Raw genomic sequence first — 24,858 nt, 5'->3', positions numbered from 1 at the left:
CCGTGCCGGGTCAGGCGTCGAGCGCGGCCTCGAGGCGCTCGATCTTGCCGGCGAGCTCGCCCGAGTAGCCCGGGCGGATGTCGGCCTTCAGCACGAGCGAGACCCGGTTTCCGAACGGCAGCACGGCCTCGGTGGCGGCCTTCACAACGGCCATCACCTCGTCCCACTCCCCCTCGAGCTCGGTGAACATCGAGCTCGTGCGGTTCGGCAGGCCCGACTCGCGCACGACGCGCACCGCGGCGGCGACGGCGTCGTGCACCGAGCCGTCGTCGTTGGCCGAGGCGCCGCCCGACGGGGCGACGGAGAAGGCGACGATCATGATCTTCCTTTCGTTGACGGGGCGCGCCAGAGCGCGACGAGCGCCCAGGCGAAGACGACGAGCTCGAGCGCGTTGCGCGCCGTGAGCACAACGAGCATGAGCGGGTTGAGCGCGAGCATCGCGTTGTAGAACCAGGGGTAGATGAGCTGGGTGAGCACGGTGGATGCCAGCACCAGCGCAGCCGGCAGCGCGAACCGCCGCCCCGCGACCATCAGGCCGAGCATCACCGGCACGGCGAACCAGGCGTGATACTGCGGCGATCCGACCTTGTCGAACGCGCAGAAGCCGACCGTGAGGGCGAGGGCGAGCAGCGCGGTCCCGTATCGCGGCTCGGCCTTCTGCAGCACCGCGACGAGGCCGATCAGCACCGCGGCGGCGACCGCCACCGGCATCCCCCAGTCGGCGATGTGCGCGAGCGTCGACGAGCCCGGGCCCGAGACCTGGAACGTGTAGATGCCGGTGTCGTAGTAGACGCGGATGCCGGGGATCTTCGCCCACGCCGCCCAGAGCAGCGGCGTCGCGAACGGCGACTCGACCTGCAGGCCGCGCCCCGACTGCTGCCCGACGAAGCTGAACAGGTAGCGCGCGCCGAGTGCGAACCACGCGATCGCGACGACCGCCGCCGTGGTCGCGACGGCGGCGATGAGCACCCGCCAGCGGCCCTTCGCGGCGACGACCGCGGCGAGCACGATCGCGGCCGGCCAGAACTTCACCCAGGCGCCGAGCGCAAGAAGCACGCCCGCGAGCCACGGCCGCGTCGCGAGCGCGACGACGCCGAGCACGGCGAGCGCGACCGACACGACGTCGAGGCGGCCGAGCGCGACCGGGCCGAGGGCGAGCAGTGCGGCGAGCCAGTACCAGGCGGCACGCGTGCGCGGCACCGTGTTGCGCGAGATCAGCACCCCGAACGCCGCGGCGTTCAGCAGGCTCACCTGCAGCAGCCAGATCGCCCCGTAACCGGCGGGCCCCCCGATCAGCGGGATCAGCATCGGCACGAGCGCGACGATCGGGTACACCCACGGCTGATCGATCGCGGGCCACCCGTTCCCGTGCACCGCGTTCTCGGCCCACACCCGGTAGAAGCCGGTCACATCGTTGAACGAGTCCCCGGTGACGCCCGGCCAGAGGCACGCCGCCGCGATCACGAGGTGCACGGCGATGAACGCGGGCCACAGCACAGAACGACGTCTGAGCAGGGCGCGCATGGCCCCACCCTAGCGGGGCGGCGGCGCCGGCCTCGCCGGCCCGGGGGTTCGTCACCTCACGCACGATTCGTCACCTCGATCTCGCCTCGCGGGGTGACGAATCGCGCGTTCCGTGACGAATCGTGCGCAGCCCATGAGGCCGCCCGGTGAGGATCTTCCCGCACACAAGGGCTTGACCACGGCTGCTGTCCCCAGAACCGCCCCTGGGCGGCGAGCCCGACCTCGCGAACTCGCGAAACTCCCCTCATGAGGCTCGACACACTTCTCGGCGTGAACCAGGGATTCATCTCGCGCGCCCAGCTGCGCCACGCCGGGTTCACATCGCATGGAATCCGCGCCCTCCTCGCCGAAGGCGCTCTCGTCGCGTTCACGCGCGACATCCTCGGGCGGCCGACCGCGAACCCCGCGTTCAAGCGGGCGGTCACCATGGGCGGGCGCGCCGCCTGTGTGACCGCGGCGCGCGCCATGGGCGTCTGGGTGCTCGACACCGATGAGTTCCACATCATCCCGCGCTCGCACAATGGCCGGTTCCGGGCCGATGGCCAGGTGCCGGAACCCGTCACGCATTGGACGCCCGAACCCATCGAGCCCGACCACTACCGTCTGGCCGTCGAATCCGGCCGGAACGCGCTTGCGCACATCGCCCGATGCCAGCCCCTCGACGTCGCCGCCGCCAGCTTCGACTCGGCGGTGAAGCTGGCCATGATCACCGTCGAAGAGCTGCAGCGCCTGGCATCCGTTCATCGCGGCCGGTTCGCCGAGACCGTGGCGCTTGTCACGGGCGACGCGGATTCCGGGCTCGAGACCCTGGCGCGCGTGCGCCTCGGCTGGGCCGGCGTCGAGTGTCGACGCCAGGTCGTCATCGACGGACACCCCGTCGACCTTCTGATCGGCGACCGGCTCATCATCCAGCTGGACGGGAAGCAGCACCTCGAGGACCCGGTGCAGCTCGCGCGCGACCGCCGACAGGATCGGCGGCTTCGGCTGATGGGCTACACGGTGCTCCGCTACGGCTACGCCGAGGTCGTGTTCGGCTGGGAAGGCGTTCTGGCCGAGATCCTGGCCAGCGTGGCGGGACTCGCCCACGTCGCCCAGTAGGGGAACGCACGATCCGTCACGCGGAACTCGCCGCGCGAGGTGACGAATCGTGCGTCGGGTGACGAATCGTGCGCGGCGGCCGACTCAGACGGCGACGAAGACGGCCATGAGGGCGACGGATGCCGCCGACAGCAGCATCTCCGCACGAGCACCGTGCCGGCGGGCGCGCCACACCGACCACCCGACGTACGCAGCCGCCGCGGCGAGCGCGAGCGGCGCGACGCCGAGCCCCTGGCTCATACCGGGCATGGCCATGCCCGGAGAACGGCCGCCCGAAGCATCCGCCATGGCCCCTGTCATCGCCACCGTGAGCGCCGCCATCACGACGAGCCCAAGCGCACGATGAGCCGCGAGGGGCGTGCAGCAGCGTGCCCCGCTCCCCGGCACCGCGACCACGATCGCGAGGCCCAGCTCGAGCGCGACCCACAGTGCCGCAGGCAGCAGGCGCAGCGCCGGCACCATGGTGTCCGCCATACCGAGCACCATCACGGCCATGGCTGCCGGGCCGCGCCAGGCGACCAGGCGGCCACGAGCCACAGCGACGGGACTAGTGGTGGTGGTCATGCCCCGCGTGCTCCGAGTGGTCGGAAGAACCCGTGTGGCCAGGTGCGCAGTGGTCGGACACGGTGGGCTTCACGTTGAGCGCCGGGTTCCTGTCGAAGAATCCGTACGGCTTCATCGTGAACTTGACGTAGTCCGTCGGCATGACGGGCCAGTCCTCGGGGCGCGGGAAATGCGTGAGACCGAAGGTGGTCCACAGAACGATGTCGTCGCCGTCGAGGTTGCGATCGGCGGCCTGCCAGGCCGTGATGCCGTCCACACCTGGATTCTGGTTCACGAACTCCCCAGCCGGGTAGCGCTCGTCGGAAGAATATTGCGTCACCCACAGCGTCTTGGTCGTGTAGGCGGCGCGCTTCGCGATCGAGGATGCCGGGTCCGCGAGCAGCGTGGGCGACTGCTCGACGTGCAGCACGTAACCGGGGTGCTGCCCGAGGCCGTTCACCTTCTCGGTGTTGGTGATCATCCAGTTGCGGCTCGCGGCGCCGTGGGCGTCGAGGGCGCCCTCCGCCTCCGAGGCGATGCGGCGCACCGACTTGGTGAACGCGTTGCCGTGCTCGTTGCCCGGCCCGATCGGCACGCGCACGGCGTCGATCTCGTCGACGGCGTTCGTCACGCCGTCGACCATCATGTCGAGTCGCGCGCTGAACAGGTGCTGGTGGTACGGGGCGCCGACGCCCGGCGCGACCAGGGTCGCGTATTGATAGTCGGGGTCACCGCTGTGAGCGGAGGGGAACAGGATGCCGGTGAGCTTCGCCTCGAGCTCGATGGTGCCGTCGAGGTACAGGTACCAGTAGAAGCCGTAGTCGTAGTTGCCGACGGTCGTGAAGAACGAGATCACGAGGCGCCGCGAGCGGCGCACCTCCGACTCTCCCGTGAAGACGTCGGTGTGCTTCCACAGCACGCCGTAGTCCTCCTCGTGCATACAGATCGCGTTCTCGATCGTGCGCGGGTTGCCGAGCTCGTCGGCGAGCGTCGCGTCGAAGTACCGGATCTCGCCGAGGCAGTCGCAGCCGAGCGTGAGCGAGTTCGTGTAGCGCCCGAAGACGTACTCGCCCGTGTCGAAGTAGTTCTGCCAGTAGCGCGACGGCGACGGGTCACCGTAGGGCACGACCATCTCGGCGATCGAGCCGCGATACATGATCGGGCGCACCTCGCCGCCCTTGTCAGGGTCTGCGAAGGCGAGATTGCGCAAGATCAGCCCCTCGCGGGCGTCGAAGCCGAGGTCGAGGCTCCAGTTCGCCCACTCGACGTGCTCGCCGGCGACCGTGAAGCTGGGCCCCTCGGGCTGCGTGATCTCGAGCGGCTTGAGCCCCTCGAGGTCGGCGGGGCGACCCTCGGGCAGGTGGTAGTTCGCCGACGCGTCGGGAATCGGCGCGGCATCCGTCTCGACGATCTGCAGCAGCTCGTGCGAGATCACGTCGACGTAGGCGCACAGGCCGTCGACCGGGTGCGCCCATGGGTGGTCGTGCTCGTGGTCCATGCGGAAGGCGAACACGCGGATGACGCGGCGCCCCTCCTCCCCCGGGATCTCGTAGAAACCAGGCGAGAGCGGCACTTGGACGACCTGCTCGGGCGTCACGCCGCGCCGGGCGAGCGCCTCGACCCAGCGCGGGTCCTCGTTGACGATGCCCGCGATGTCCGCGAACTCCTCATCGAGGATCGGCACCTGGCCGCGGCTGCCATCGATGGGCACGGTCGAGACGACGGATGCCTGGGTCAGCGACACCGCGACGTCGAGCGACGCTCCGGTGGCCCGGTCGAGCAGCATGGCGCGCACCTCGCGGGCGGGGGCCTCGCCGGTGCCCGCCTGCCAGGCGAGCACGTCGGCCTTGTCGGGCTCGAGAAGCCCGAGATAGGCGTAGCGCGTCGTCGGCGTCACGAGCCCTGCGGCCGCGATGAGCTCGCTGGCCGCGGCGATCTCGGCCGCGGTCAGGCTCGACAGCGGTGTGGCGGCGCGGGCCGCGTCGTCGTGGTGGTGGGCGTGGCTGTGATCGGTGATGGTCACTGTCTTACTCCTCGATGGTGCTGATGGTGTCGATGACGTTCTTGTAGGCCGCGGGCTTCCGCGCCTTGATGACGAGGGCCTGCACGATCCCGAAGACGGGGAAGGCCGCCATGAGGGCGAGGAACGTCACGGTCAGGGTGCCGAACACGGGGTTGCCCTTCGCATCGGCGTCGCCGATGAGCAGCGGGAAGTTCTGCGCGATGATCACGGCGACGACGGCCAGGCCGAGGAATCCGATCACAGGTGCGATCCACGTCTTCCACAGACCTGCCTTGATCTTCTTCGCGGTGAAGTAAGCGATCACCGCGAGACAGGTGAGCCCCATCAGCACAACGATCGCGAAGGTCGAGATGCCGCTGAACCAGGTGAACACCTGCAGCACCGGGTCGAGGTGGAACAGCGCGAACGCGATCATGAGCACGGCGGCGGTGATCGTCTGCACGATCGACGAGGCATGCGGCGAGCGGTGCGTCTTGTGCACCTTGCCGAGCGCCGTCGGCAGCACGGACGCGTTGGACATCGAGTGCTGGTAGCGGGTGATCACGTTGTGGAAGGACAGCACGCAGGCGAACATGCTCGTGATCATCAGGGTGTTGACGATCCAGCCGCCAACGGGGCCGAGGTAGCGCGCGGTGACGGTGCCGATGAAGGCAGACGGGTCCTTGGCGAGCTCGCTCATGAGATGGCTCGGGCCGATGCCCATGACGAGCGCCCATGAGGCGAAGGTGTAGAACACCGCGATGATGATCAGGGAGGCGTAGGTCGCCCGGGGGATGGTCTTCTGCGGGTCCTTCGCCTCGTCGCGGTAGATCGCCGTCGACTCGAAGCCGATGAACCCCGCGAGCGCGAACATCAGCGCGAGCGCGGGGGCGCCGCTCATCACGTTGGTCGGGTTGAACGGGGCGACCGACAGGCCCTCGGCGCCGCCGGTGGCGACGACCGCGCCGGCGAGCACCAGCACGACGCCGATCTCGCAGACGAGGAAGACGCCGAGCACCTTGCCCGACAGCTCGATGTGGCGGTAGCCGAGCAGGCCGACGATCGCGACCATCGCCAGCGAGTACAGGAACCAGGGCAGCGTCGGCCCGTGCAGCGAGACGACGTAGCCGCTCATCACCGCACCGACATAGCCGTACACCGCCACCTGCACGGTCGTGTAGGTGAGGATCGCGAGCCAGGCGGCGGCGAGCCCGAGGGGGCGGCCGAGGCCGTAGCCGACGTAGGTGAAGAACGCGCCGGGGCGCGGCACGTAGTTGCTCATCGTCGAGAGGCCGACCGCGAAGAACAGCAGGATCGCGCCGCCGACCAGGTACATCGTGGGAGCGCCGATGCCGTCGCCGAGCAGGGCGCCGACAGGGAAGCCGCCACCGACGACGGTGAGCGGCGCGGCTGCGGCGATCACCATGAAGACGATCGAGCCGACGCCGAGGCGGCCGGTGAGCTTCCGGGCAGGCCGCGCCGGGGCGGCCACGGCGCCGGAAGCGGCGGGGAGTGCGGTGGGGTCCGCGGTTGTCATGCGAGCCTCCTCAGGTAGTGGTCGGAACGGATGAGCCCATGCTCGACATGGCCGGTTTCGCCTGAGTGACCCCGCCGTAACGCTCGTTGCGACCCGAATGAGACAGGGTGTCGGATCCGTCTCATCCGGGGTCCCACAGTCGCGATCTGCAGGAAACGCGCGCGCAACACTCCGGTGTCACGCTCTTTCGGTGACCGCGCACGACACGCCAGACCGCCTCGTCGCGCTCGGCCGCGCCATCGCGCGCCCCCCGGTCGTCGCAGGCGTCGAGCAGAACAGCCCGATGGCCGGACTCGAGCGACGCACGGTCGGATTCGTCGATGTGCTGGCCCAGTCGATCGGGGCGGTCGCCCCGGCGGCGGGCACCGCGACGGTCCCCGCGCTCATCGCCGTGCAGGCCGGCTCCGGCGTGCTGATCGCCGTCGCCGCCGCGTGGCTGCTCGCGATCTGCGTCGCCGCGACCCTGAACCAGTTCGCGCTGCGCATCGCGGCGCCCGGCTCGCTCTACACGTTCACCACGAAGGGGCTCGGCGCGGGGCCCGGGTTCGCCGCGGCATCCGGCCTGCTCGTCGGCTACGGATTCATCGCGATGTTCGGCGTCGTCGGCGCCGCCTATTTCCTGCAGAACTTCCTGAGCGCACTCACCGGGGCGTGGGCGGCCGGGCCATGGGTGACGGTCGCACTCCTCGTCGGCGTGGGGGCCGTCTGCTTCGGGGTGCTGCGGCGCGGCATCCGCCTCTCGTCCCGGGTCACCCTTGTGATCGAGCTGGCGTCGCTCGTCGTGATCCTCGCCCTGCTCGCGATCGTGCTGAGCCGCCTCGATGCGGCGCAGCTGGCCGCGCCGTTCACCGCGCGGCCGCCGGCGTTCGGCGGCCTCGTGGCCGGCACGGCGGTCGCGCTCACCGCGTTCGTCGGCTTCGAGTCGGCCGCGTCGCTCGGCCGTGAGGCGGCACGGCCCTTCCTCACCGTGCCGCGCACGATCCGCTGGACGGTGCTGGGCGTCGGCGCCGTCTACCTGCTGTCCGCCTATACGCAGCTGGCGGGCGCCGGGGCATTCGGCATCGGCTTCGACGGCGGGCAGGCAGTGGCGAGACTTGCGAGCGACACGGATGCCGCGGCTGTCGGCACCCTGCTCGATCTCGGCCTCGCCGCGTCGTTCACGGCGTGCGCGATCGCCTCGCTCACCGCCCTCGCCCGCGCGGTCTTCACCCTCGGGCGCGAGGGCGTGCTGCCGCGCGCGGTGGGGCGCATCGAGCCGCTGCGGAAGACCCCGTACCGCGCCCTCGCGGTCGTCATCCCCATCACCGTCGCGGTGCCGCTGGCACTCCACGCGGTCGGCTGGTCGCCCTGGCAGTCGCTCGAGTTCCTCATCGTGGTGTCCGCGGCGGGCTACATCACGGCCTACGTGCTCGCGACGGTGGCGCTGCCCGCGTTCCTGCGCCGCATCGGCGAGTCGAGTCTGCGCACCGACCTCGTCGCCGGCATCGCGGCGGTCGGGCTCACCGGGGTGCTCATCACCTACCTCGTGGTGATGGTGCCGGGCGAGCCTGTCGCCGTCGCCGTCGTCGGCGGCCTCGCTGTGCTCGCCGCGCTCGCCTACCTCTACCTGCGCACCGCGCGCTCGCGAGCGCTCGCCCGGGCGGGCCTCTTCGACCACACGACCTCGTCAGACCTGCTGGGCGGCTCATGAGCCAGCCCGGGCGCGACCCCGGCCTGACCGGACGGCAGCCCGGGGCGGTGCACGGCGCGCTCAGCGTGCTCGAGGAGGTCGCCAGGGTGGGTCCCGGCGTCACCGCACAGCAGATCTCGGCAGGCCTCGGGCTGCCGCGCGCCACCACCTATCGCCTGCTCAACCTGCTCGTGCAGGACGAGTACCTGGTGCGCCTGCCCGACCTCGCCGGCTTCGCGCTCGGCCGCAAGGTCGCGCTGCTCGCGGGAGTCGCGGGGCTGGCCGTGCAGCCCGAGCCGCAAGACGCGCCGCACGACATCCTGGTCGAGCTGCGCGGTCGCATTCGCGGCGGCGTGCACCTCGCCTCCTTTCGCGAGGGCGTGCTCGAGCTCGTCGACGTCGACCCCGACTTCCCGCTCTCCGACGAGCGGCGCATGCTGAGCGACCTCACCGCCTCCGCCCTCGGCGGCCTCTTGCTCGCCGAGCGGCGCGGCGCGCCGGTGCCGTACGTCGCGGTTTTCGACGGCTCGGTTCCGGGCCGCGGATGCTTCGCCGCGGCGATCCGCGACGCGCAGGGGAGCCTCGTGGCCGGCCTCGCGCTCGCGCTGCCCAGTCAGCGCCTCGGCGACCCGGAGGCGCTGCTCGAGCTCACCGCGGCCGACCGGCCTCGGCTCGCGGCGGCTTTGCGGTGAGTCGCGCGTAGGAACCGTGCCTAGGACGCAGGCTTGTTCCTACGTCTTCGCTCACTCAACAGGAACAATCGTGCGAAATACGCCCCGTTCCTACGCGGGGTCGCCCGCAGATGGATCGCTTTCGTCGCGCATCTGAAGCAAAGCCGAGACCACGCCCGGCAGCGTGCGCGTGATGTCGAGCGCCGCGATCGGGCCGCCGTTCGAAGCCTTCACCCCCGCGAGCCCGTGCAGCGCGGCCGCCGTCGCGGCGAGCTCGCCAAGCGCCGCGTGACCGCGCTCCGCGATGTCGGCCGCGTGGCTCGCGAGCAGCGCGCCGAGGACTCCTCCGAGCACGTCACCGCTGCCGGCACTAGCGAGCCACGTCGTTCCGAGCGACACCGAGATCGGCTCGCCGCCCGGCGACGCGATGTGCGTGGTCGAGCCCTTGAGCAGCACGGTCACCCCGAGGGTCTCGGCGGCGTGGGCGGCGGCGGCCGCGGCATCCGCCCTGATCTCGTCGATCGCGAGCGGGGAGCGGGTGGTCGCCAGCGTACGCTCCAGCTCGCGGTAGTGCGGGGTGATCACGGCCGGCCCGGTCGCGACCTGCAGCCGGTCGAGCGCGCCCGCGTCGATCACGACCGGCACCCCGTCCATGAGCGCGGTGCCGATGTGCGTGTTGTCGTCCATGGTGCGCTCGAGGGCGCCGGGGATGCCTGAGCCGACCAGCCACGCCTGCACGCGCCCGGCGCCGGTCACCACCTCGGGGCGCCGCTGCAGCACGAGCGCCGTCGGGGTCGGCGACCCGAAGTAGCGCACCATGCCGACGCCCGTGCGCACCGCGGCCTCGACGCCGAGCACGGCGGCGCCCGGGAACGCCTCGGAGCCGGTCGCGACGCCGAGCACCCCGCGGCTGTACTTGTCGTCGCCCGTGACGGGTGCCCGCAGCATCCGCGCCGTGTCCTCCGGTGTCCACACCCGTTCGGCCGTCATGCCACCACGATAGGTTCGAAGGCGTGAGCTCGCCCATCTCTCTTCCCGGCCGTACCGTCGTCTTCGACTACGGCGAGGTGATCTCGCTCTCCCCGACGGAGGCGGACCGCAGGGTGATCCTCGGATTGGCCGACGTCCCCGCCGACCCGTTCTGGCGGGCGTACTTCGCCCACCGCGACGGGCTCGACCAGGGCACGGCCGGCGTGCGCGCCTACTGGCAGGCGATCGCGGCCGAACTCGGGGTCACGTGGTCGGACGCGCGCATCCACGAGCTGTGGGCCGCCGACTTCCGCTCATGGCTCTCGGTGAACCCCGGCACGGTCGAGGTGCTCGCCGACCTCAAGGCCGGCGGCACGAGGCTCGCACTGCTGTCGAACGCGGGGCCCGACTTCGGCTCCTACTTCCGGCACGGTCCGCTCTCGGACTGGTTCGACGCGTTCTACGTCTCCGGCGAACTGAAGCTGCTGAAGCCGGAGGCCGACATCTACCGTCATCTGCTCGACGACCTCGGAATCGCCCCGGCCGAGATGGTGTTCACGGACAACAGGGCGGACAACGTGGCAGGAGCCGAGGCCCTCGGCATCATCGGCCACGTGTTCACCGACGCGGAATCGCTCCGCGGATTCCTGACCTCACTCGCCTAGGACCCATGACCTCACAACTCTTCACCCCGATCACCCTCGGCCCCGTCACCTTCGCCAACCGCGTCTTCATCGCCCCGATGTGCCAGTACTCGGTGCTTGCGCGCGACGGCGTGCCCACCGACTGGCACCTCGTGCACCTCGGCTCGCTCGCTTCGGGCGGCGCGTCGCTCGTCATCACCGAGGCGACCGCGGTGAGCCCGGAGGGGCGCATCTCGCCGCAGGACACCGGCATCTGGAACGACGAGCAGCAAGAGGCGTGGGCCCGCATCGTCGGCTTCGTCCACGAGCGCGGGGCGAAGGCCGGCATCCAGCTGCAGCACGCGGGCCGCAAGGCGTCGACGTATGCACCGTGGGGCACCGACCGCCGCGGAACGGTGGCCGCCGCCGACGGCGGGTGGACGCCCCTCGGCCCGTCGGCCGTCGCCTTCCCCGGCTACGACACGCCCGAGGCTCTCGACGCGGCGGGCATCGACACGGTGGTCGCCGACTTCGCGACGGCCGCCCGGCGTGCGCTCGACGCCGGTTTCGACGTGCTCGAGCTGCACGCCGCGCACGGCTACCTGCTGCACCAGTTCCTGTCGCCGCTGTCGAACCGGCGCGACGACCAGTACGGCGGCTCGCTCGAGAACCGTGCGCGCCTGCTCATGCGCGTGCTCGACGCCGTGACGGATGCCGCGGCCGGCCGCGCCGCCGTCTTCGTCCGCTTCTCGGCCACCGACTGGCTCGAGGGCGGCTGGACCGAGTCGGACACCGCGACCGTCGCCCGGTGGGCGCGCGACGCCGGCGCCGACTTCTTCGACATCTCGACGGGCGGCAACGCCCACGCCGACATCCCGGTCGGGCCGGGCTACCAGGTGCGCTTCGCGCAGTACGTGCGCTCGCTCGGCGAGGTTCCGGTCGGCGCGGTCGGCATCATCACCGACGGCGCGCAGGCCGAACAGATCGTCGCGAGCGGTCAGGCGGATGCCGTGCTCATCGCCCGCGAGGCGCTGCGCGACCCGCACACCCCGCAGCGCTGGGCGCGCGAGCTCGGCGCCGATGAGCCGGCTCTCTGGCAGCCGCAGTACGAGCGCGCCCGCGTTCGCCGCTGAGCTGTGCGCGGGTGAAGACGCGTTTCCGCGGGTGAAGGTTCTCCCGCAGAAACGTTGTTTCACCCGCGCACGCGCGTGCGCGGGTGAAATGACACTTCCGCGGGCGACGTTTCTGCCGCGCACGCGCGGTTTCACCCGCGCACGCGGAAGGCGCCGGCGTCACTCCCGCCGCGTGGCGTCATGCACCTCGCCGACGAGCTCCTCGAGGATGTCCTCGAGGAACAGCACGCCGATCGCGCGGCCGAACGGGTCGGCCGTGCGCGCGAGGTGGGTTCCCGAGCGACGCAGCACCGCGAGCACCGATTCGATCTCGGCGTCGGAGTCGACGTCGACCAAGGGGCGGATGCTCGCCGCGGGGATCGGCACGTCGAACTCCTCGCCCTCGAGGTCGAGCACGTCTTTCAGGTGCACGTAGCCGACAGGGGTCCCCCGCTCGTCCTCGATCACGTACCTGCTGAACCCGTGCTTCGCCACCGCGCGCTCGACGTCGGCCGGCGTCGCGGACGGGGGCAGGGTCTCGATCGAGGCGAGCGGCACCGTGACCTCGCGCGCGGTCTTCGCGCTGAACTCGAAGGCGTTGGTGAGCGCGCCCGTCGAGTCCTGCAGCAGCCCCTCGCGGGTGGACTGCTGCACGATCGTCTCGACCTCCTCGAGCGTGAAGGTCGACACGGCCTCGTCGCGCGGCGTCACCCCGGTGAGCCGCACGATGCCGTTCGCCGCCCAGTTGAGCGCGTGCGTGATGGGACCGAACACGCGCCCCACGAAGACGAGCGGCGGGGCAAGCAGCACGACGGCCCTGTCGGGGAACGAGAACGACAGGTTCTTCGGCACCATCTCGCCCAGCACGACGTGCAGGAACGACACGATCACCAGGGTGATGACGAACGACGTGACGTCGATCGCGGTGTCGGACAGCCCGGTGAGCCCGAGCGGTCCGTGCAGCAGGTGGTGGATCGCCGGCTCTGCCACGTTCAGGATCAGCAGCGAGCACACCGTGATGCCGAGCTGTGTCGTCGCGAGCATGAGCGTCGCGTGCTCCATCGCCCACAGGGCCGTGCGTGCGCTGCGCTTCCCGCGCTCGGCGGCCGGCTCGATCTGCGAGCGCCGGGCGCTGATGACGGCGAACTCCGCGCCGACGAAGAACGCGTTGCCGGCGAGCAGCACGAACAGCCAGACGATGCCGGCCCAGTCAGACATCCATCTCACCCGCCTGCGCCGCGCTGTTGATCTCGACGGATGCCTGTGGCCGGGGTGTGAACGCCAGGCGGTCGACCCGGCGGCCGTCGAGCGCGGTCACCCGCAGCGTGCCGCCGTGGACCGCGACCGTGTCGCCGAGCTCGGGCAGGCGGCCGAGGCTCGCCATGACGAAACCGGCGACGGTCTCATAGCGCTCGTCCTCCGGCACCTCGATGGCGGCGCGGTCGAGCAGCTCGTCGGGGCGCAGCAGCCCGCTGAACTCGATCTCGCCCGTCGAGCCCGGAGCGAGCACGATGTCGATCGGTCCGGTGTCGTGCTCGTCGGCGACCTCGCCGACGAGCTCTTCGACGAGATCCTCGAGCGTCGCGACGCCTGCGGTGCCGCCGTACTCATCGACGACGACCGCCATCTGCAGGCTGCGCGCCCGCAGCTCGGCGAGCAGGCTGTCAAGTCGCATCGTCTCGGGCACGCGCAGCGCCTCGGACTGCAGCGCGCTCACGGGCACGCGCCCGCGGCGCTCGCGCGGAACCGCGACGGCCTGCTTGATGTGGACGATCCCGGCGATGTCGTCGATTCCGTCGTCGATCACCGGGAACCGCGAGTAGCCGGATTCCTGCGCGAGGGCGATCACATCGGCGGCCGTGTCGTCGCGCTTGACCGTCTCGAGCTGCGGGCGCGGGGTCATGACGTCGCCCGCGACGCGGCCCGAGAACATCAGGGTGCGATCGAGCAGGCTCGCGGTGTCCTGCTCGAGCACACCCTGCTCGGCCGAGCGGCGCACGAGGGAGCTGAGCTCCTCGGCGCTGCGGGCACCGGAGAGCTCCTCCTTCGCCTCGACGCCGAAGATCGCGAGCACTGCGTTGGCACTCCCGTTGAGCACGGCGACCGCGGGGCGGAAGACGCGGGTGAACACGGTCTGAAACGGAATCACGACGCGCGCTGTCGCGACCGGCAGCGCGAGCGCGAAGCTCTTCGGCACCAGCTCGCCCAGGATCATCGACGCGAGCGTCGCGACGACGATCGCGACGATCGACGCGGTGACGGTGGCCGCGGCATCCGTCATTCTCAGGGCGTCGAAGGCGGGCCGCAGCAGGCCGCCGATCGACGGCTCGAGGGTGAAGCCGGTGAGCAGCGTGGTCAGGGTGATGCCGAGCTGCGCGCTCGAGAGATGAGTCGACGTGTGCCGCAGCGCCTCGATCGTCATGGCGAGGCGGCTCTCGCCGCGCTCGCGACGGGCCTCGAGCTCGGCCCGGTCGAGGTTCACCAGTGCGAACTCGCTCGCGACGAAGAAGCCCGTTCCCACGATCAGGACGACGCCGATGCCGAGCAGCACCCACTCGTTCATGACAGGACGCAACTCAGCCGGGTGATCGGCCGAGGTCTATGGCTGCGCGCAGACGGGGGCTCCATACGACGCCAGTGTATCGAGCGACTACCAGCTGACCGGCAGCGCCTTGCCCTCTTCGTAGCCCGCCGCCGACTGCAGGCCGACGAGGGCGCGCTCGTGGAACTCGGCCACCGAGCGCGCGCCGGCGTAGGTGAACGACGAGCGGACCCCCGTCGTGATCATGTCGAGCAGGTCCTCGACCGAGGGCCGCAGCGGATCAAGATAGATCTTCGACGACGAGATGCCCTCGGCGAACAGCTCCTTCCGCGCCCGGTCGTATGCCGACAGCCGGGCGAAGCGCGCCTGCACGGCCTTGTTCGAGGCCATGCCCCAGCTCTCCTTGTACAAAGCCCCGGAGGCATCCGCCCGCAGCAGGCCGGGCGCCTCGATCGTGCCAGCGAACCAGGAGCCGATCATGACGGATGCCGCACCGGCGGCCAGCGCAAGCGCGACGTCCCTCGGGTAGCGCACCCCGCCGTCGGCCCAGACGTGCGCGCCCAGCTCGCGCGCGGCCTCCGCCGTCTCGAGCACGGCGGAGAACTGCGGTCGCCCGACGGCCGTCATCATGCGGGTGGTGCACATGGCGCCCGGCCCGACGCCGACCTTGAGGATGTTCGCGCCCTCTGCGACGAGGTCCTGCACGGCGGCGGCCGTGACGATGTTGCCGGCGACGAGCGGCAACCCGAGGTCGAGCCCGGCGACGGTGCCGAGCGCGCGACGCATGCCGTCCTGGTCGCCGTGCGCGGTGTCGAGCACGAGCACGTCGACGCCGGCATCCCGCAGCGCGATCGCCCGCGCAGCCACGTCGCCGTTGATGCCGATCGCGGCCGCGAGGCGCAGCCGGCCCTGGGCGTCGACGGCCGGCGGGTAGATCGTCGAGCGCAGCGCCGAGGTCTTCGACAGGGTGCCGATCACGCGCCCTTGCGAGACGACGGGCGCGAACTCGACGTCGGCCGCGTCGAGCAGGTCGAAGGCGGCGCGCCCGTCGGGAACGTCCTCCGCCTCGAGCGCGGCGAGCTCGCCGTGCACGAGGTCGCCGAGCCGGGCATCCGGCGGCACCACGGCGAGCCGCGACGCGAGCACCGCGCCGACGTACCGCTCGTCGGCGTCGTGCAGCACGATGCCGAGCCCGTGCACGGGCGGAACGTGCTCCAGGGCGTCGGCCGCGGTGTCGTCCGGCGACATCACGATGGGCGTGTCGTACGCGACCGGCTGCGATTTGACGAAGCGGATGCCTGCCGCGAGCTCCTGCGGGTGCAGGTCCTGCGGCAGCACTCCGAGACCGCCGCGCCGCGCCAGCGTCGCCGCGAGCCGCGGACCGGTGACCGAGTTCATGTTGCTCGCGACGATCGGGATCGTCGCGCCCGTGCCGTCCCCTGGCGCGAGATCGACGTCGAGCCGGCTGGTGATCGCCGAGCGGCTGGGTACCAGGAAGACGTCGGAGTACGTGAGGTCGTGCTGGGGTGCTTGGCCATAGAACCGCATGGCCCAACGCTATTGCGGACAGGGCACGTCGGGCACGGCGCATTGTGCACAGGGATTAGGCTTGATGCTCGTTGGGCTGCGTGGCCGGAACGCCTCGAAGTCCGGCGATTGAAAGACCTGACGTCAATGGAGAAGGTGGGCGATCAGCTGTGGCAAGCCAGTTGACTGGCACGGAAGAGGGACAGTTCGGAGCCAACGACTGGCTGGTCGAAGAGCTCTACGAGCAGTACCTCGCCGACAAGAACTCGGTGGACCAGTCGTGGTGGCCGATTCTCGAGCAGAAGCGCGCTGAGAGCGCCCAGGCCCCGACCCCGCCCGCTCAGGCGGCCTCGGCCCCGGCATCCCCCGCCCCTGCCACAGCTGCGACTGCAGCCCCGGCCGCGCCCGCAACCGGCCAGACGTCGACGCAGCAGCCGGTCGCGCGCACCACGTCGGTCGCGCCGAAGCCGACCCCTGTGCCTGCCGACGCCCCGGCCGCCGCCCCGAAGAACGACGGGCCGGCCGAGGCGAACGAGGTCGTCCCGCTGCGCGGCATGTCGAAGACGCTCGCCGCCAACATGGACGTGAGCCTGACTGTCCCGACCGCGACCAGCGTGCGCACGATCCCGGCGAAGCTGATGATCGACAACCGCATCGTCATCAACAACCACATGGCCCGCACGCGCGGCGGCAAGGTGAGCTTCACGCACCTGATCGGGTGGGCGCTCATCAGGGCGCTGAAGCAGTTCCCGACGCAGAACGTGTTCTACGACGTCGTCGACGGCAAGCCGTCGCTCGTGAAGCCGGCCCACATCGGCCTCGGCATCGCGATCGACCTGCCGAAGCCCGACGGCACCCGCTCGCTGCTCGTGCCGGCGATCAAGCGCGCCGAGACGCTCAGTTTCACCGACTACCTCGCCGCCTATGAGGACCTCGTCAAGCGCGCCCGCGGCAACAAGCTGACCGCAGACGACTTCAGCGGGGCATCGGTCTCGCTCACGAATCCGGGCGGCATCGGCACCGTGCACTCCGTGCCGCGCCTGATGAAGGGCCAGGGCTGCATCATCGGCGCCGGCGCCCTCGAGTACCCGGCCGAGTTCCAGGGCGCGAGCCCCGAGACGCTCAACGACCTCGGCATCTCGAAGACGATCACGCTGACGAGCACCTACGACCACCGCGTCATCCAGGGCGCGGGAAGCGGCGAGTTCCTGAAGATCGTGCACGAGCTGCTCGCCGGGGGGCAGGACTTCTACCAGGAGATCTTCGCCGCGCTCCGCATCCCCTACGAGCCCATCCTCTGGGCGCAGGACATCAACGTCGACCTCGCCCACCAGGTGAACAAGACGGCGCGCGTGCACGAGCTGATCAACTCGTACCGCGTGCGCGGCCACCTGATGGCCGACATCGACCCGCTCGAGTACCAGCAGCGCACCCACCCCGACCTCGAGATCGCGAGCCACGGCCTCACCTTCTGGGACCTCGACCGGAAGTTCGTCGCCGGCGGCTTCGCCGGCAACTACGGCGAGATGAAGCTGCGCGACATCCTCGGTGTGCTGCGCGACTCGTACTGCCGCACGGTCGGCCTCGAGTACATGCACATCCAGGACCCCGCGCAGCGCCGCTGGTTCCAGGACAAGCTCGAGCGCCCGTACGTGAAGCCGGGGCACGACGAGCAGCTGCACATCCTCACGAAGCTCAACGAGGCCGAGGCCTTCGAGACCTTCCTGCAGACCAAGTACGTCGGCCAGAAGCGGTTCAGCCTCGAGGGCGGCGAGTCCACGATCCCGCTCATCGATGCACTGCTTCAGGGCGCGGCGGATGCCGGGCTCGACGGCGTCGCGATCGGAATGGCGCACCGCGGCCGCCTCAACGTGCTGACCAACATCGCCGGCAAGACCTACGGCCAGATCTTCCGCGAGTTCGAGGGCGAGTTCGAGCTCGCCGGCACGGGCGATGTGAAGTACCACCTCGGCACGGAGGGCACCTTCGTCGCGGCCGACGGCAAAGAGGTTCCGATCTACGTCGCCGCGAACCCGTCGCACCTCGAGGTCGTCAACGGCGTGCTCGAGGGCATCGTGCGCGCCAAGCAGGACCGCAGGCCTGCCGGCACCTACACCACGCTTCCGGTGCTCGTGCACGGCGACGCGGCGCTCGCGGGCCAGGGCATCAACGTCGAGGTGCTGCAGATGTCGCAGCTGCGCGCCTACAAGACCGGCGGCACGGTGCACGTCAACATCAACAACCAGGTCGGGTTCACCACACCGCCATCCGAGTCGCGCAGCTCCGTGTATTCGACGGATGTCGCGAAGACGGTCCAGTCGCCGATCTTCCACGTGAACGGCGACGACCCGGAGGCGGTTGTGCGCGTGGCGAAGCTCGCGTTCGAGTACCGGCAGGAGTTCGGGCGCGACGTCTTCATCGACCTGATCTGCTACCGCCGCCGCGGGCACAACGAGGGCGACGACCCGTCGATGACGCAGCCCCTGATGTACGGCCTGATCGAGGCGAAGCGCTCGACCCGCAAGCTCTACACCGAGGCGCTCGTCGGCCGCGGCGACATCACGGAAGAGGAGTACGAGGAGGCGCACCGCGACTTCCAGTCCCGCCTCGAGCGCGCCTTCGCCGAGACGCACGAGGCGCAGACCTCGCCGATCCCGATCGTGACCCAGGTGCCGAAGAACGACGAGCCCGCGGCTGGCGAGCTCGAGACGACCGGCGTGCAGGAATCCGTCGTGCAGGCCGTCGGCGACGCGTTTGCCAACGTGCCAGACGGTTTCACGGTGCACAAGAAGCTCACCTCGCTGCTCAAGAAGCGCGTCGACATGAGCCGCGAGGGGGGATCGACTGGGGCTTCGCCGAGCTGATCGCGTTCGGCTCGCTCGTGCTCGAGGGCACCCCGGTGCGCCTCGTCGGGCAGGACTCGCGCCGTGGCACCTTCGCGCAGCGCAACGCCGTGTTCCACGACCAGGTCAACGGGCAGGAATGGGTGCCGCTCGCCAATCTCGGCGAGAACCAGGGCCGCTTCTACGTCTACGACTCGCTGCTGTCGGAGTACGCGGCGATGGGCTTCGAGTACGGCTACTCGGTCGAGCGCCCGGACGCGCTCGTGCTGTGGGAGGCGCAGTACGGCGACTTCGCCAACGGCGCGCAGACCGTGATCGACGAGTACATCGCGGCATCCGAGCAGAAGTGGAGCCAGCGCTCCTCCGTCGTGCTGCTCCTGCCGCACGGCTACGAGGGCCAGGGCCCCGACCACTCGTCGGCCCGCATCGAGCGCTACCTGCAGCTCGCCGCGCAGAACAACATGACGATCGCGCGCCCGTCGACGCCCGCGTCGTACTTCCACCTGCTGCGCCGTCAGGCCTACGCCCGCCCGCGCAAGCCGCTCATCGTGTTCACCCCGAAGGCGATGCTGCGCCTGCGTGGCGCGACCAGCGACGTGGCCGAGTTCACCTCGGGTCGCTTCCAGCCGGTCATCGACGACCCGGACGTCACGGACAAGGGCGCGGTTCGCCGCGTGCTCGCGTGCGCCGGCAAGATCTACTACGACCTCAAGGCCGAGCTCGCGAAGGAGCCGAACCCGGCGATCGCGGTCGTCAGGCTCGAGCAGTTCTACCCGCTTCCCAAGGCCGAGCTCGAGGGCGTCTTCGACAGCTACCCGAACGCGGAGGTCGTCTGGGTGCAGGACGAGCCGGAGAACCAGGGGGCTGCGCCGTACTTCGTCGACGCGGCGCGCCGCGCGGGCAAGCGCGACATCAGGGTCGCCTCGCGCCCGGCATCCGCCTCACCCGCTGTCGGCACGGCCAAGCGCCACGCCGTCGAGCAGGCCAGGCTGATGCAGGATGCGCTGAACATATAGTCGCGCCGGACGCGACCGCCGCGTCGCTATGGCTGGGTTGGGTGCGAAAAGGCCGCCGCTGCGTCAGCAGTCGGCGGCCTTCGTCGTTGTCGGGGTGTTACGCGTGCGTCTGGAGCGCGCGGAGCTTCGCGAGCACCTGCACGCGCAGCTCCGCGGGCGCCGTCTCGCGGCACGCGCGCTGCACGGCCTCGATCAGCACCACGCCGACCTTCGCCTCGCCGGCGCAGTCCGCGCACGTCTCCAGATGCTCGCGGATGTCTGCGGCATCCGCCGCCTGCAGCTCGTGGTGCAGGTATTCCTCAAGGTCCTTCTTGGCTTTGTCGCAGCCGCAGTCGGTCATCGTGTTCTCCTGGCAGGTGGGGTCTGGGCAGCGCTCCCCCGGTCGCGCGCGTAGTCGGACAGCAGATCGCGAAGCAGTCGCCGGCCACGGTGCAGGCGGCTCATCACGGTTCCGATGGGCGTCTTCATGATGTCGGCGATCTCCTGGTAGGAGAACCCCTCGACGTCGGCGAAGTACACGGCCATCCGGAAGTCCTCGGGGATGGCCTGCAGCGCGTTCTTCACGTCGGAGTCGGGCAGGTGGTCGATCGCCTCTGCCTCGGCCGAGCGCGTCGAACGCGACGTCGTCGACTCCGCGCCGCCGAGCTGCCAGTCCTCGAGATCGTCGATCGGGGTCTGGTACGGCTCGCGCTGCTTCTTGCGGTAGCTGTTGATGAACGTGTTGGTGAGGATGCGATAGAGCCACGCCTTGAGGTTCGTGCCCTGGCGGAACTGCGCCCACGCGGCGAAGGCCTTCACAAAGGTCTCCTGCACGAGGTCCTGTGCATCGGCCGGGTTGCGCGTCATGCGCAGCGCCGCGGCGTACAGCTGGTCCATGAAGGGAAGCGCCTGCTCTTCGAACGAAGCGGGCGGTGTCTCACTCGAGATCTCGAGGTCGTCTGTCATCGCCGCCAATTCTACGGCCCAGCCACTCGCCGACTCGGCGTCGGCTGCAGGCCGCTCGATGAGCGCGGTCGCGACCACAGGCATCCTTTCGCTGGCATTACGACATCTTCGATATCCTGCAACCGATGCAGTTCCGCACCTATTCCGCCCCAGAGTTCGAGCCGTACGGCGACAGCCGCCAGCCCGAGACGAACGAGCTCTGGGCCGCCCCGGTCGCACAGACCCCGATCGACGCCGATGTGGCGCTGCCCGGGTCGAAATCGCAGACCAACCGCGAGCTGGTCCTCTCGGCTCTCGCGGACGGCCCCTCGCTGCTCACGGCTCCCCTGCACTCGCAGGACAGCGACCGCATGGTCGAGGCGCTCGCAGGCTTGGGCACGGGCGTCGAGCGGATGCCTGAGGAGGGCCCCTTCGGCCCGGATCTGCGCATCACCCCGGCCTCAGAGCTGACCGGCTCGACCACGATCGACGCCGGCCAGGCGGGCACCGTCATGCGCTTCGTGCCGCCGGTCGCGGCGCTCGCACTCGGGCCCGTGACGATCGACGCCGACGACTCGGCGCGCGGCCGGCCCATGCATGCCATGGTCGACGCGCTGCGCGCCCTCGGCGTCGACCTCGCCGACGAGGGCCGCGGCGCTCTGCCGTTCACGATCCACGGCACCGGCCGGGTCGCGGGCGGCGAGATCACGATCGACGCCTCGAGCTCGAGCCAGTTCGTCTCGGGGCTGCTGCTGTCGGCGCCGCGCTTCGAGAACGGCCTCGTGCTGCATCACGCGGGCGAGCGCCTGCCGAGCCTTCCCCACATCGAGATGACGATCGCCGCGCTCGCCGCGCGCGGCGTCACGGTCGAGACGCCGGAACTCGGCACCTGGGTCGTCGCGCCCCAGGCGATCGGCGCGCGCGACCTCGCGATCGAGCCCGACCTGTCGAACGCCGCACCGTTCCTCGCCGCCGCGGTGGCGACCGGCGGCCGGGTGACGATCGGCAACTGGCCGGCCGAGACCACGCAGGTGGGCGCGGACCTCGCAACGTATCTTCCCCTGTTCGGCGCCGAGGTCACCCTCGACGGCGACCGGTTGACCGTACGCGGCACGGGCCGCATCACCGGCGTCGACCTCGACCTGTCGACCGGGGGCGAGCTCGCCCCCGCGCTCGCCGCGCTCGCCGCGCTCGCCGACACCCCGAGCGAGCTGACCGGCATCGGCCACATCCGCCACCACGAGACCGATCGGCTCGCGGCCCTCGTCGCCGAGATCAACGGGCTCGGCGGCCACGCCATCGAGCTCGCCGACGGTCTGCGCATCGAGCCCGCCGAGCTGCACGGCGGCGTCTGGAAGTCGTACAAGGACCACCGGATGTCGACCGCGGGAGCCCTCATCGGCCTGCGGGTGCCCGGCGTCGAGGTCCACGACATCGGCGCGACGGCGAAGACGCTGCCGCAGTTCCCCGAGCTGTGGCGCCGCATGGTCGCCGCCGCCCCGCACGGGGTGCTGCCCGCTTGAGCTGGTGGTCGGACTCAGACGACGATGACGAGCCGTACGGCGAGTACGACGAGTCCTCCGTGCGAGTCAGGCCGAACCCCAAGGGGAACCGCCCGCGCACGAAGCAGCGCCCCGGGCATGAGGACGCGCTCACCGGCCGGGTGCTCTCCGTCGACCGTGGCCGCTACACCGTGCTGCTCGATGAGGACGAGCCGACCGAGCACCAGCTGACCGCCTCGCGGGCGCGCGAGCTGCGCAAGCAGGCGATCGTCACGGGCGACCGCGTCGACCTCGTGGGCGACACCACCGGTGAGGACGGCACTCTCGCCCGCATCGTGCGCATCGGCGAGCGCACGACCCTGCTGCGGCGCTCAGCGGACGACACGGACGCCGTCGAGCGCATCATCGTCGCCAACGCCGACCAGATGCTCATCGTCATCGCCGCGGCGAACCCCGAGCCGCGGGTGCGGCTCGTCGACCGCTACCTCGTCGCGGCCTACGACGCGGGCGTGACACCGCTCCTGTGCATCACGAAGACCGACCTGGCCGACCCCGCCCCGTTCCTCGCGAACTTCGGCGCCCTCGACCACCTGACCGTGTTCACGAGCGCCCGCGACGCGATGCCGACGGCCGAGCTCGCGGCCGCGCTCGTCGGCCACACGACGGTCGCCGTCGGCCACTCCGGCGTCGGCAAGTCGACCCTCGTCAACGCTCTCGTTCCCGATGCGCACCGCGCGACCGGCCACGTGAACGAGGTCACGGGGCGCGGACGGCACACGTCCAGCTCCACCGTTTCGCTTCGGGTGCAGACGGATGCCGGCCGCGGGTGGATCATCGACACCCCAGGCGTCCGCAGCTTCGGCCTCGGCCACGTCGACCCGGCCAACATCCTGCGCGGCTTCCCCGACCTGGACGCCATCGCCCAGGAATGCCCGCGCGGCTGCACCCATCTGCCTGATGCGCCCGACTGCGCCATCGTCGAGGCGGTCGAGGCCGGGAAGCTCGGCCCGGCGGGGGCCGTGCGGCTCGACTCGCTGCAGCGGCTGCTCGCGACCCTGAAGCCGGGACTGGGCGGCTCCGCGTCGGCAGACGCGCCTTAACCGGTTCGCGCCCCGCGCCGGAATCCGTCGATATCATCGGCCCTAGGCGCACGACGTGGGCGTCACGTTCGCGAGGAGGCGCAGAGATGGCACGCGTGACCATCGCCGACATCGCCGCGCGCCTTGGAGTGTCGAAGGCCTCCGTCTCCTACGCGCTGAACGGCCAGGCCGGCGTCAGCGAGGCCACCAGGCAGAAGGTCGTCGCGATGGCGGCAGAGCTCGGCTGGCATCCCAGCTTCTCGGCGCGCGCGCTGTCGCGCTCGCGTGCCGACGCGATCGGCATGGTGCTGCGCCGTGACCCCGCACTGCTCGGCACGGAGCCCTACTACATGCGGCTCCTGGAGGGCGTGGAGGACGTGCTCTCGGATGCCGGGCAGAGCCTGCTCCTGCGCATGGTCGGAACCACGCCGGGCCGCGACATCGCCGTCTACGAGCGCTGGGCCGGCGAGGGGCGCGTCGACGGGGTCATCGTGCTCGACCGGGCCATCGACGACCCCCGCCCCGCGCTGCTCGCCAAGCTCGGGCTGCCGTTCGTGCTGCACGGCGTGCTGCCGGGGAACGAATCCGGCGCGGAGCGCATCGAAGACCAGCACCGCGACGCGCAGCTGCTCGTCGAGCACCTCTTCGAGCTCGGCCACCGGCGGATCGCCCATATCACCGGGCCGCTCGCGCTGGCACACGAGGTCGACCGCCGCAACGCCGTGCGGCAGGAGTGCGCCGTGCGCGACATCGCGGTCGAGTTCGCCGAGGCCGACTACACCTTCGACACGGCGTACGCCCGGGTGACGGAGCTGCTCGGCTCAGGCATCCGCTTCACCGCCCTGATCTTCTCGAACGACGTGATGGCCGTCGCCGGCCTGCGCGCCCTGGCCGACGCGGGCGCGCGCGACATCGCGGCCGTGAGCTGGGACGACTCGATGCTGTGCCAGTTCTCCTACCCGACCGTCACCGCGCTCGAACGCTACCCCGACCGCGCCGGCCGGCGCAGCGCGACGATGCTGCTCGAGCTGCTCGACGGGCGCAGTTGGAACACGGCCGCACCGAGCCCCAGCACCCTGGTCGTGCGCGAGACCAGCAGAGCCGCCGCCAGCCCGTAGGGTCGAATGGTGACTCTTGCTGTTCCGGGCCGCCTCGTTGCAGGCGATCGCGCCCCGCTGTTCTCCCTGCCCGACGCCGACGGCTCGCCCGTGTCGCTCGCCTCATTCGCGGGCCGGCACGTGATCGTGTACTTCTACCCCGCGGCTCTCACGCCCGCGTGCACCACGCAGGCGTGCGACTTCCGAGACGGGCTGCAGTCGCTGACGGATGCCGGCTACACCGTGCTCGGCATCTCGAAGGACCCCGTGGCGCAGCTCGCGAAGTTCGTCGAGCGTGAGAACCTCAACTTCCCCGTGCTGTCGGACGAGTCCCTCGAGGTCCACCGTGCCTACGGCGTGTGGGGCGAGAAGCAGCTGTACGGCAAGACGGTCACGGGCGTGCTGCGCTCGACGTTCGTGGTCGGCCCTGACGGCACGCTCGAGCACGCGCTCTACAACGTCAAGGCCAAGGGCCACCTCGGCATGCTGCGCAAGAAGCTGCGCCTCGCCTGACCTTCCCTTCGTGTGCGCGGGTGATACCGCGCTTCCGCGGGGGTCGTTTCGCCCGCGGAAACGCCAT

Annotated in this window: 20 protein-coding genes and 1 pseudogene; 10 read left to right on the top strand and 11 right to left on the bottom strand. The window is 70.7% G+C overall.

Annotated features, from left to right (window positions below):
- Positions 1 to 10 precede the first annotated feature (10 nt).
- Together D7I44_RS12885 and D7I44_RS12880 are read right to left on the bottom strand one after the other, a co-directional pair.
- Positions 11 to 319 (bottom strand): thiamine-binding protein, encoded by a 309-nt coding sequence (locus D7I44_RS12885; protein ID WP_120789860.1) that lies wholly within the window; start codon positions 317 to 319, stop codon positions 11 to 13.
- Entirely contained in the window at positions 316 to 1,524 is a 1,209-nt protein-coding gene (locus D7I44_RS12880; RefSeq protein ID WP_120789859.1) for a glycosyltransferase 87 family protein, read from the bottom strand. The genes D7I44_RS12885 and D7I44_RS12880 overlap by 4 nt, the downstream gene beginning before the upstream one ends.
- 246 nt (positions 1,525 to 1,770) lie before the next feature.
- On the opposite strand from D7I44_RS12880, the gene D7I44_RS12875 reads away from it, so the two are divergent.
- Positions 1,771 to 2,622 (top strand): endonuclease domain-containing protein, encoded by an 852-nt coding sequence (locus tag D7I44_RS12875; RefSeq protein ID WP_120789858.1) that lies wholly within the window; start codon positions 1,771 to 1,773, stop codon positions 2,620 to 2,622.
- 84 nt (positions 2,623 to 2,706) lie between these two features.
- On the opposite strand, the gene D7I44_RS12870 is transcribed toward D7I44_RS12875, so the two are convergent.
- The 3 genes from D7I44_RS12870 to D7I44_RS12860 are packed head-to-tail and all read right to left on the bottom strand — an operon-like array spanning position 2,707 to position 6,704.
- A complete protein-coding gene (locus D7I44_RS12870) occupies positions 2,707 to 3,186 on the bottom strand; it encodes a hypothetical protein (RefSeq protein WP_162940268.1) in 480 nt (159 codons plus the stop codon).
- A complete protein-coding gene (locus D7I44_RS12865; RefSeq protein ID WP_245979608.1) occupies positions 3,170 to 5,188 on the bottom strand; it encodes a primary-amine oxidase in 2,019 nt (672 codons plus the stop codon). Before D7I44_RS12865 ends, D7I44_RS12870 begins: the two co-directional genes overlap by 17 nt.
- A gap of 4 nt (positions 5,189 to 5,192) precedes the next feature.
- The gene (locus D7I44_RS12860) at positions 5,193 to 6,704 is read right to left on the bottom strand and encodes an APC family permease (RefSeq protein ID WP_120789856.1); all 1,512 of its coding nucleotides are present in this window, start codon (positions 6,702 to 6,704) and stop codon (positions 5,193 to 5,195) included.
- 190 nt (positions 6,705 to 6,894) lie between these two features.
- Between D7I44_RS12860 and D7I44_RS12855 the strand changes: the two genes are divergently transcribed.
- On the top strand, positions 6,895 to 8,394 hold the full coding sequence (locus tag D7I44_RS12855; protein ID WP_245979606.1) for an APC family permease: 1,500 nt from the start codon (positions 6,895 to 6,897) through the stop codon (positions 8,392 to 8,394).
- Positions 8,391 to 9,065 (top strand): helix-turn-helix domain-containing protein, encoded by a 675-nt coding sequence (locus tag D7I44_RS12850; protein ID WP_120789854.1) that lies wholly within the window; start codon positions 8,391 to 8,393, stop codon positions 9,063 to 9,065. Before D7I44_RS12855 ends, D7I44_RS12850 begins: the two co-directional genes overlap by 4 nt.
- Before the next feature lie 90 nt (positions 9,066 to 9,155).
- Here the strand turns inward: D7I44_RS12850 and D7I44_RS12845 are convergent, their stop codons facing one another.
- Positions 9,156 to 10,034 carry an ADP-dependent NAD(P)H-hydrate dehydratase gene (locus tag D7I44_RS12845; RefSeq protein ID WP_120789853.1) on the bottom strand — a complete coding sequence of 293 codons (879 nt, stop codon included), beginning with the start codon at positions 10,032 to 10,034 and terminating at the stop codon, positions 9,156 to 9,158.
- A gap of 23 nt (positions 10,035 to 10,057) precedes the next feature.
- On the opposite strand from D7I44_RS12845, the gene D7I44_RS12840 reads away from it, so the two are divergent.
- Positions 10,058 to 10,678, top strand: a complete 621-nt coding sequence (locus tag D7I44_RS12840; protein WP_245979603.1) for an HAD family hydrolase — start codon at positions 10,058 to 10,060, stop codon at positions 10,676 to 10,678.
- A 5-nt stretch (positions 10,679 to 10,683) separates the two neighbouring features.
- Positions 10,684 to 11,769: an NADH:flavin oxidoreductase/NADH oxidase gene (locus D7I44_RS12835; protein WP_120789852.1), complete on the top strand. Its 1,086-nt coding sequence runs from the start codon at positions 10,684 to 10,686 to the stop codon at positions 11,767 to 11,769.
- Positions 11,770 to 11,928: 159 nt separating this feature from the next.
- On the opposite strand, the gene D7I44_RS12830 is transcribed toward D7I44_RS12835, so the two are convergent.
- From D7I44_RS12830 to guaB1, 3 genes are all read right to left on the bottom strand, one after another.
- Entirely contained in the window at positions 11,929 to 12,966 is a 1,038-nt protein-coding gene (locus tag D7I44_RS12830; RefSeq protein ID WP_120789851.1) for a hemolysin family protein, read from the bottom strand.
- A complete protein-coding gene (locus tag D7I44_RS12825) occupies positions 12,959 to 14,311 on the bottom strand; it encodes a hemolysin family protein (protein WP_120789850.1) in 1,353 nt (450 codons plus the stop codon). The genes D7I44_RS12830 and D7I44_RS12825 overlap by 8 nt, the downstream gene beginning before the upstream one ends.
- 87 nt (positions 14,312 to 14,398) lie before the next feature.
- The gene (gene guaB1 / locus D7I44_RS12820; protein ID WP_120789849.1) at positions 14,399 to 15,838 is read right to left on the bottom strand and encodes a GMP reductase; all 1,440 of its coding nucleotides are present in this window, start codon (positions 15,836 to 15,838) and stop codon (positions 14,399 to 14,401) included.
- A 149-nt stretch (positions 15,839 to 15,987) separates the two neighbouring features.
- On the opposite strand from guaB1, the pseudogene D7I44_RS12815 reads away from it, so the two are divergent.
- Positions 15,988 to 19,676 (top strand): annotated as a pseudogene (locus D7I44_RS12815) (multifunctional oxoglutarate decarboxylase/oxoglutarate dehydrogenase thiamine pyrophosphate-binding subunit/dihydrolipoyllysine-residue succinyltransferase subunit).
- Positions 19,677 to 19,773: 97 nt separating this feature from the next.
- On the opposite strand, the gene D7I44_RS12810 reads toward D7I44_RS12815, so the two are convergent.
- Positions 19,774 to 20,016, bottom strand: a complete 243-nt coding sequence (locus D7I44_RS12810; protein ID WP_120789848.1) for a zf-HC2 domain-containing protein — start codon at positions 20,014 to 20,016, stop codon at positions 19,774 to 19,776.
- Complete coding sequence (locus tag D7I44_RS12805; protein ID WP_181445630.1) at positions 20,013 to 20,621, bottom strand: sigma-70 family RNA polymerase sigma factor; 609 nt, start codon at positions 20,619 to 20,621, stop codon at positions 20,013 to 20,015. Before D7I44_RS12805 ends, D7I44_RS12810 begins: the two co-directional genes overlap by 4 nt.
- 125 nt (positions 20,622 to 20,746) lie before the next feature.
- Here D7I44_RS12805 and aroA point away from each other — a divergent pair, with 125 nt between their 5' ends.
- The 4 genes from aroA (at position 20,747) to bcp (ending at position 24,791) form a co-directional block, all read left to right on the top strand.
- The gene (gene aroA / locus D7I44_RS12800) at positions 20,747 to 22,123 is read left to right on the top strand and encodes a 3-phosphoshikimate 1-carboxyvinyltransferase (RefSeq protein ID WP_120789846.1); all 1,377 of its coding nucleotides are present in this window, start codon (positions 20,747 to 20,749) and stop codon (positions 22,121 to 22,123) included.
- Positions 22,120 to 23,202 carry a ribosome small subunit-dependent GTPase A gene (gene rsgA, locus D7I44_RS12795; protein WP_120790951.1) on the top strand — a complete coding sequence of 361 codons (1,083 nt, stop codon included), beginning with the start codon at positions 22,120 to 22,122 and terminating at the stop codon, positions 23,200 to 23,202. Before aroA ends, rsgA begins: the two co-directional genes overlap by 4 nt.
- Positions 23,203 to 23,288: 86 nt before the next feature.
- Positions 23,289 to 24,299: a LacI family DNA-binding transcriptional regulator gene (locus D7I44_RS12790; protein WP_120789845.1), complete on the top strand. Its 1,011-nt coding sequence runs from the start codon at positions 23,289 to 23,291 to the stop codon at positions 24,297 to 24,299.
- Positions 24,300 to 24,308: 9 nt separating this feature from the next.
- Positions 24,309 to 24,791 (top strand): thioredoxin-dependent thiol peroxidase, encoded by a 483-nt coding sequence (gene bcp, locus D7I44_RS12785; RefSeq protein WP_245979602.1) that lies wholly within the window; start codon positions 24,309 to 24,311, stop codon positions 24,789 to 24,791.
- The last annotated feature ends 67 nt before the right edge of the window (positions 24,792 to 24,858 follow it).

The organism is Gryllotalpicola protaetiae (assembly GCF_003627055.1).
Classification (GTDB): domain Bacteria; phylum Actinomycetota; class Actinomycetes; order Actinomycetales; family Microbacteriaceae; genus Gryllotalpicola; species Gryllotalpicola protaetiae.
Note: the sequence above shows the minus strand (reverse complement) of the source record. Positions and strands in the feature narration are given on the sequence as shown.

Coding starts and splice junctions, on each gene's coding strand:
- D7I44_RS12885 (WP_120789860.1), bottom strand. CDS start 319: ATGATCGTCGCCTTCTCCGTCGCCCCGTCGGGCGGCGCCTCGGCCAAC.
- D7I44_RS12880 (WP_120789859.1), bottom strand. CDS start 1,524: ATGCGCGCCCTGCTCAGACGTCGTTCTGTGCTGTGGCCCGCGTTCATC.
- D7I44_RS12875 (WP_120789858.1), top strand. CDS start 1,771: ATGAGGCTCGACACACTTCTCGGCGTGAACCAGGGATTCATCTCGCGC.
- D7I44_RS12870 (WP_162940268.1), bottom strand. CDS start 3,186: ATGACCACCACCACTAGTCCCGTCGCTGTGGCTCGTGGCCGCCTGGTC.
- D7I44_RS12860 (WP_120789856.1), bottom strand. CDS start 6,704: ATGACAACCGCGGACCCCACCGCACTCCCCGCCGCTTCCGGCGCCGTG.
- D7I44_RS12850 (WP_120789854.1), top strand. CDS start 8,391: ATGAGCCAGCCCGGGCGCGACCCCGGCCTGACCGGACGGCAGCCCGGG.
- D7I44_RS12845 (WP_120789853.1), bottom strand. CDS start 10,034: ATGACGGCCGAACGGGTGTGGACACCGGAGGACACGGCGCGGATGCTG.
- D7I44_RS12835 (WP_120789852.1), top strand. CDS start 10,684: ATGACCTCACAACTCTTCACCCCGATCACCCTCGGCCCCGTCACCTTC.
- D7I44_RS12830 (WP_120789851.1), bottom strand. CDS start 12,966: ATGTCTGACTGGGCCGGCATCGTCTGGCTGTTCGTGCTGCTCGCCGGC.
- D7I44_RS12825 (WP_120789850.1), bottom strand. CDS start 14,311: ATGAACGAGTGGGTGCTGCTCGGCATCGGCGTCGTCCTGATCGTGGGA.
- guaB1 (WP_120789849.1), bottom strand. CDS start 15,838: ATGCGGTTCTATGGCCAAGCACCCCAGCACGACCTCACGTACTCCGAC.
- D7I44_RS12810 (WP_120789848.1), bottom strand. CDS start 20,016: ATGACCGACTGCGGCTGCGACAAAGCCAAGAAGGACCTTGAGGAATAC.
- D7I44_RS12805 (WP_181445630.1), bottom strand. CDS start 20,621: ATGACAGACGACCTCGAGATCTCGAGTGAGACACCGCCCGCTTCGTTC.
- aroA (WP_120789846.1), top strand. CDS start 20,747: ATGCAGTTCCGCACCTATTCCGCCCCAGAGTTCGAGCCGTACGGCGAC.
- D7I44_RS12790 (WP_120789845.1), top strand. CDS start 23,289: ATGGCACGCGTGACCATCGCCGACATCGCCGCGCGCCTTGGAGTGTCG.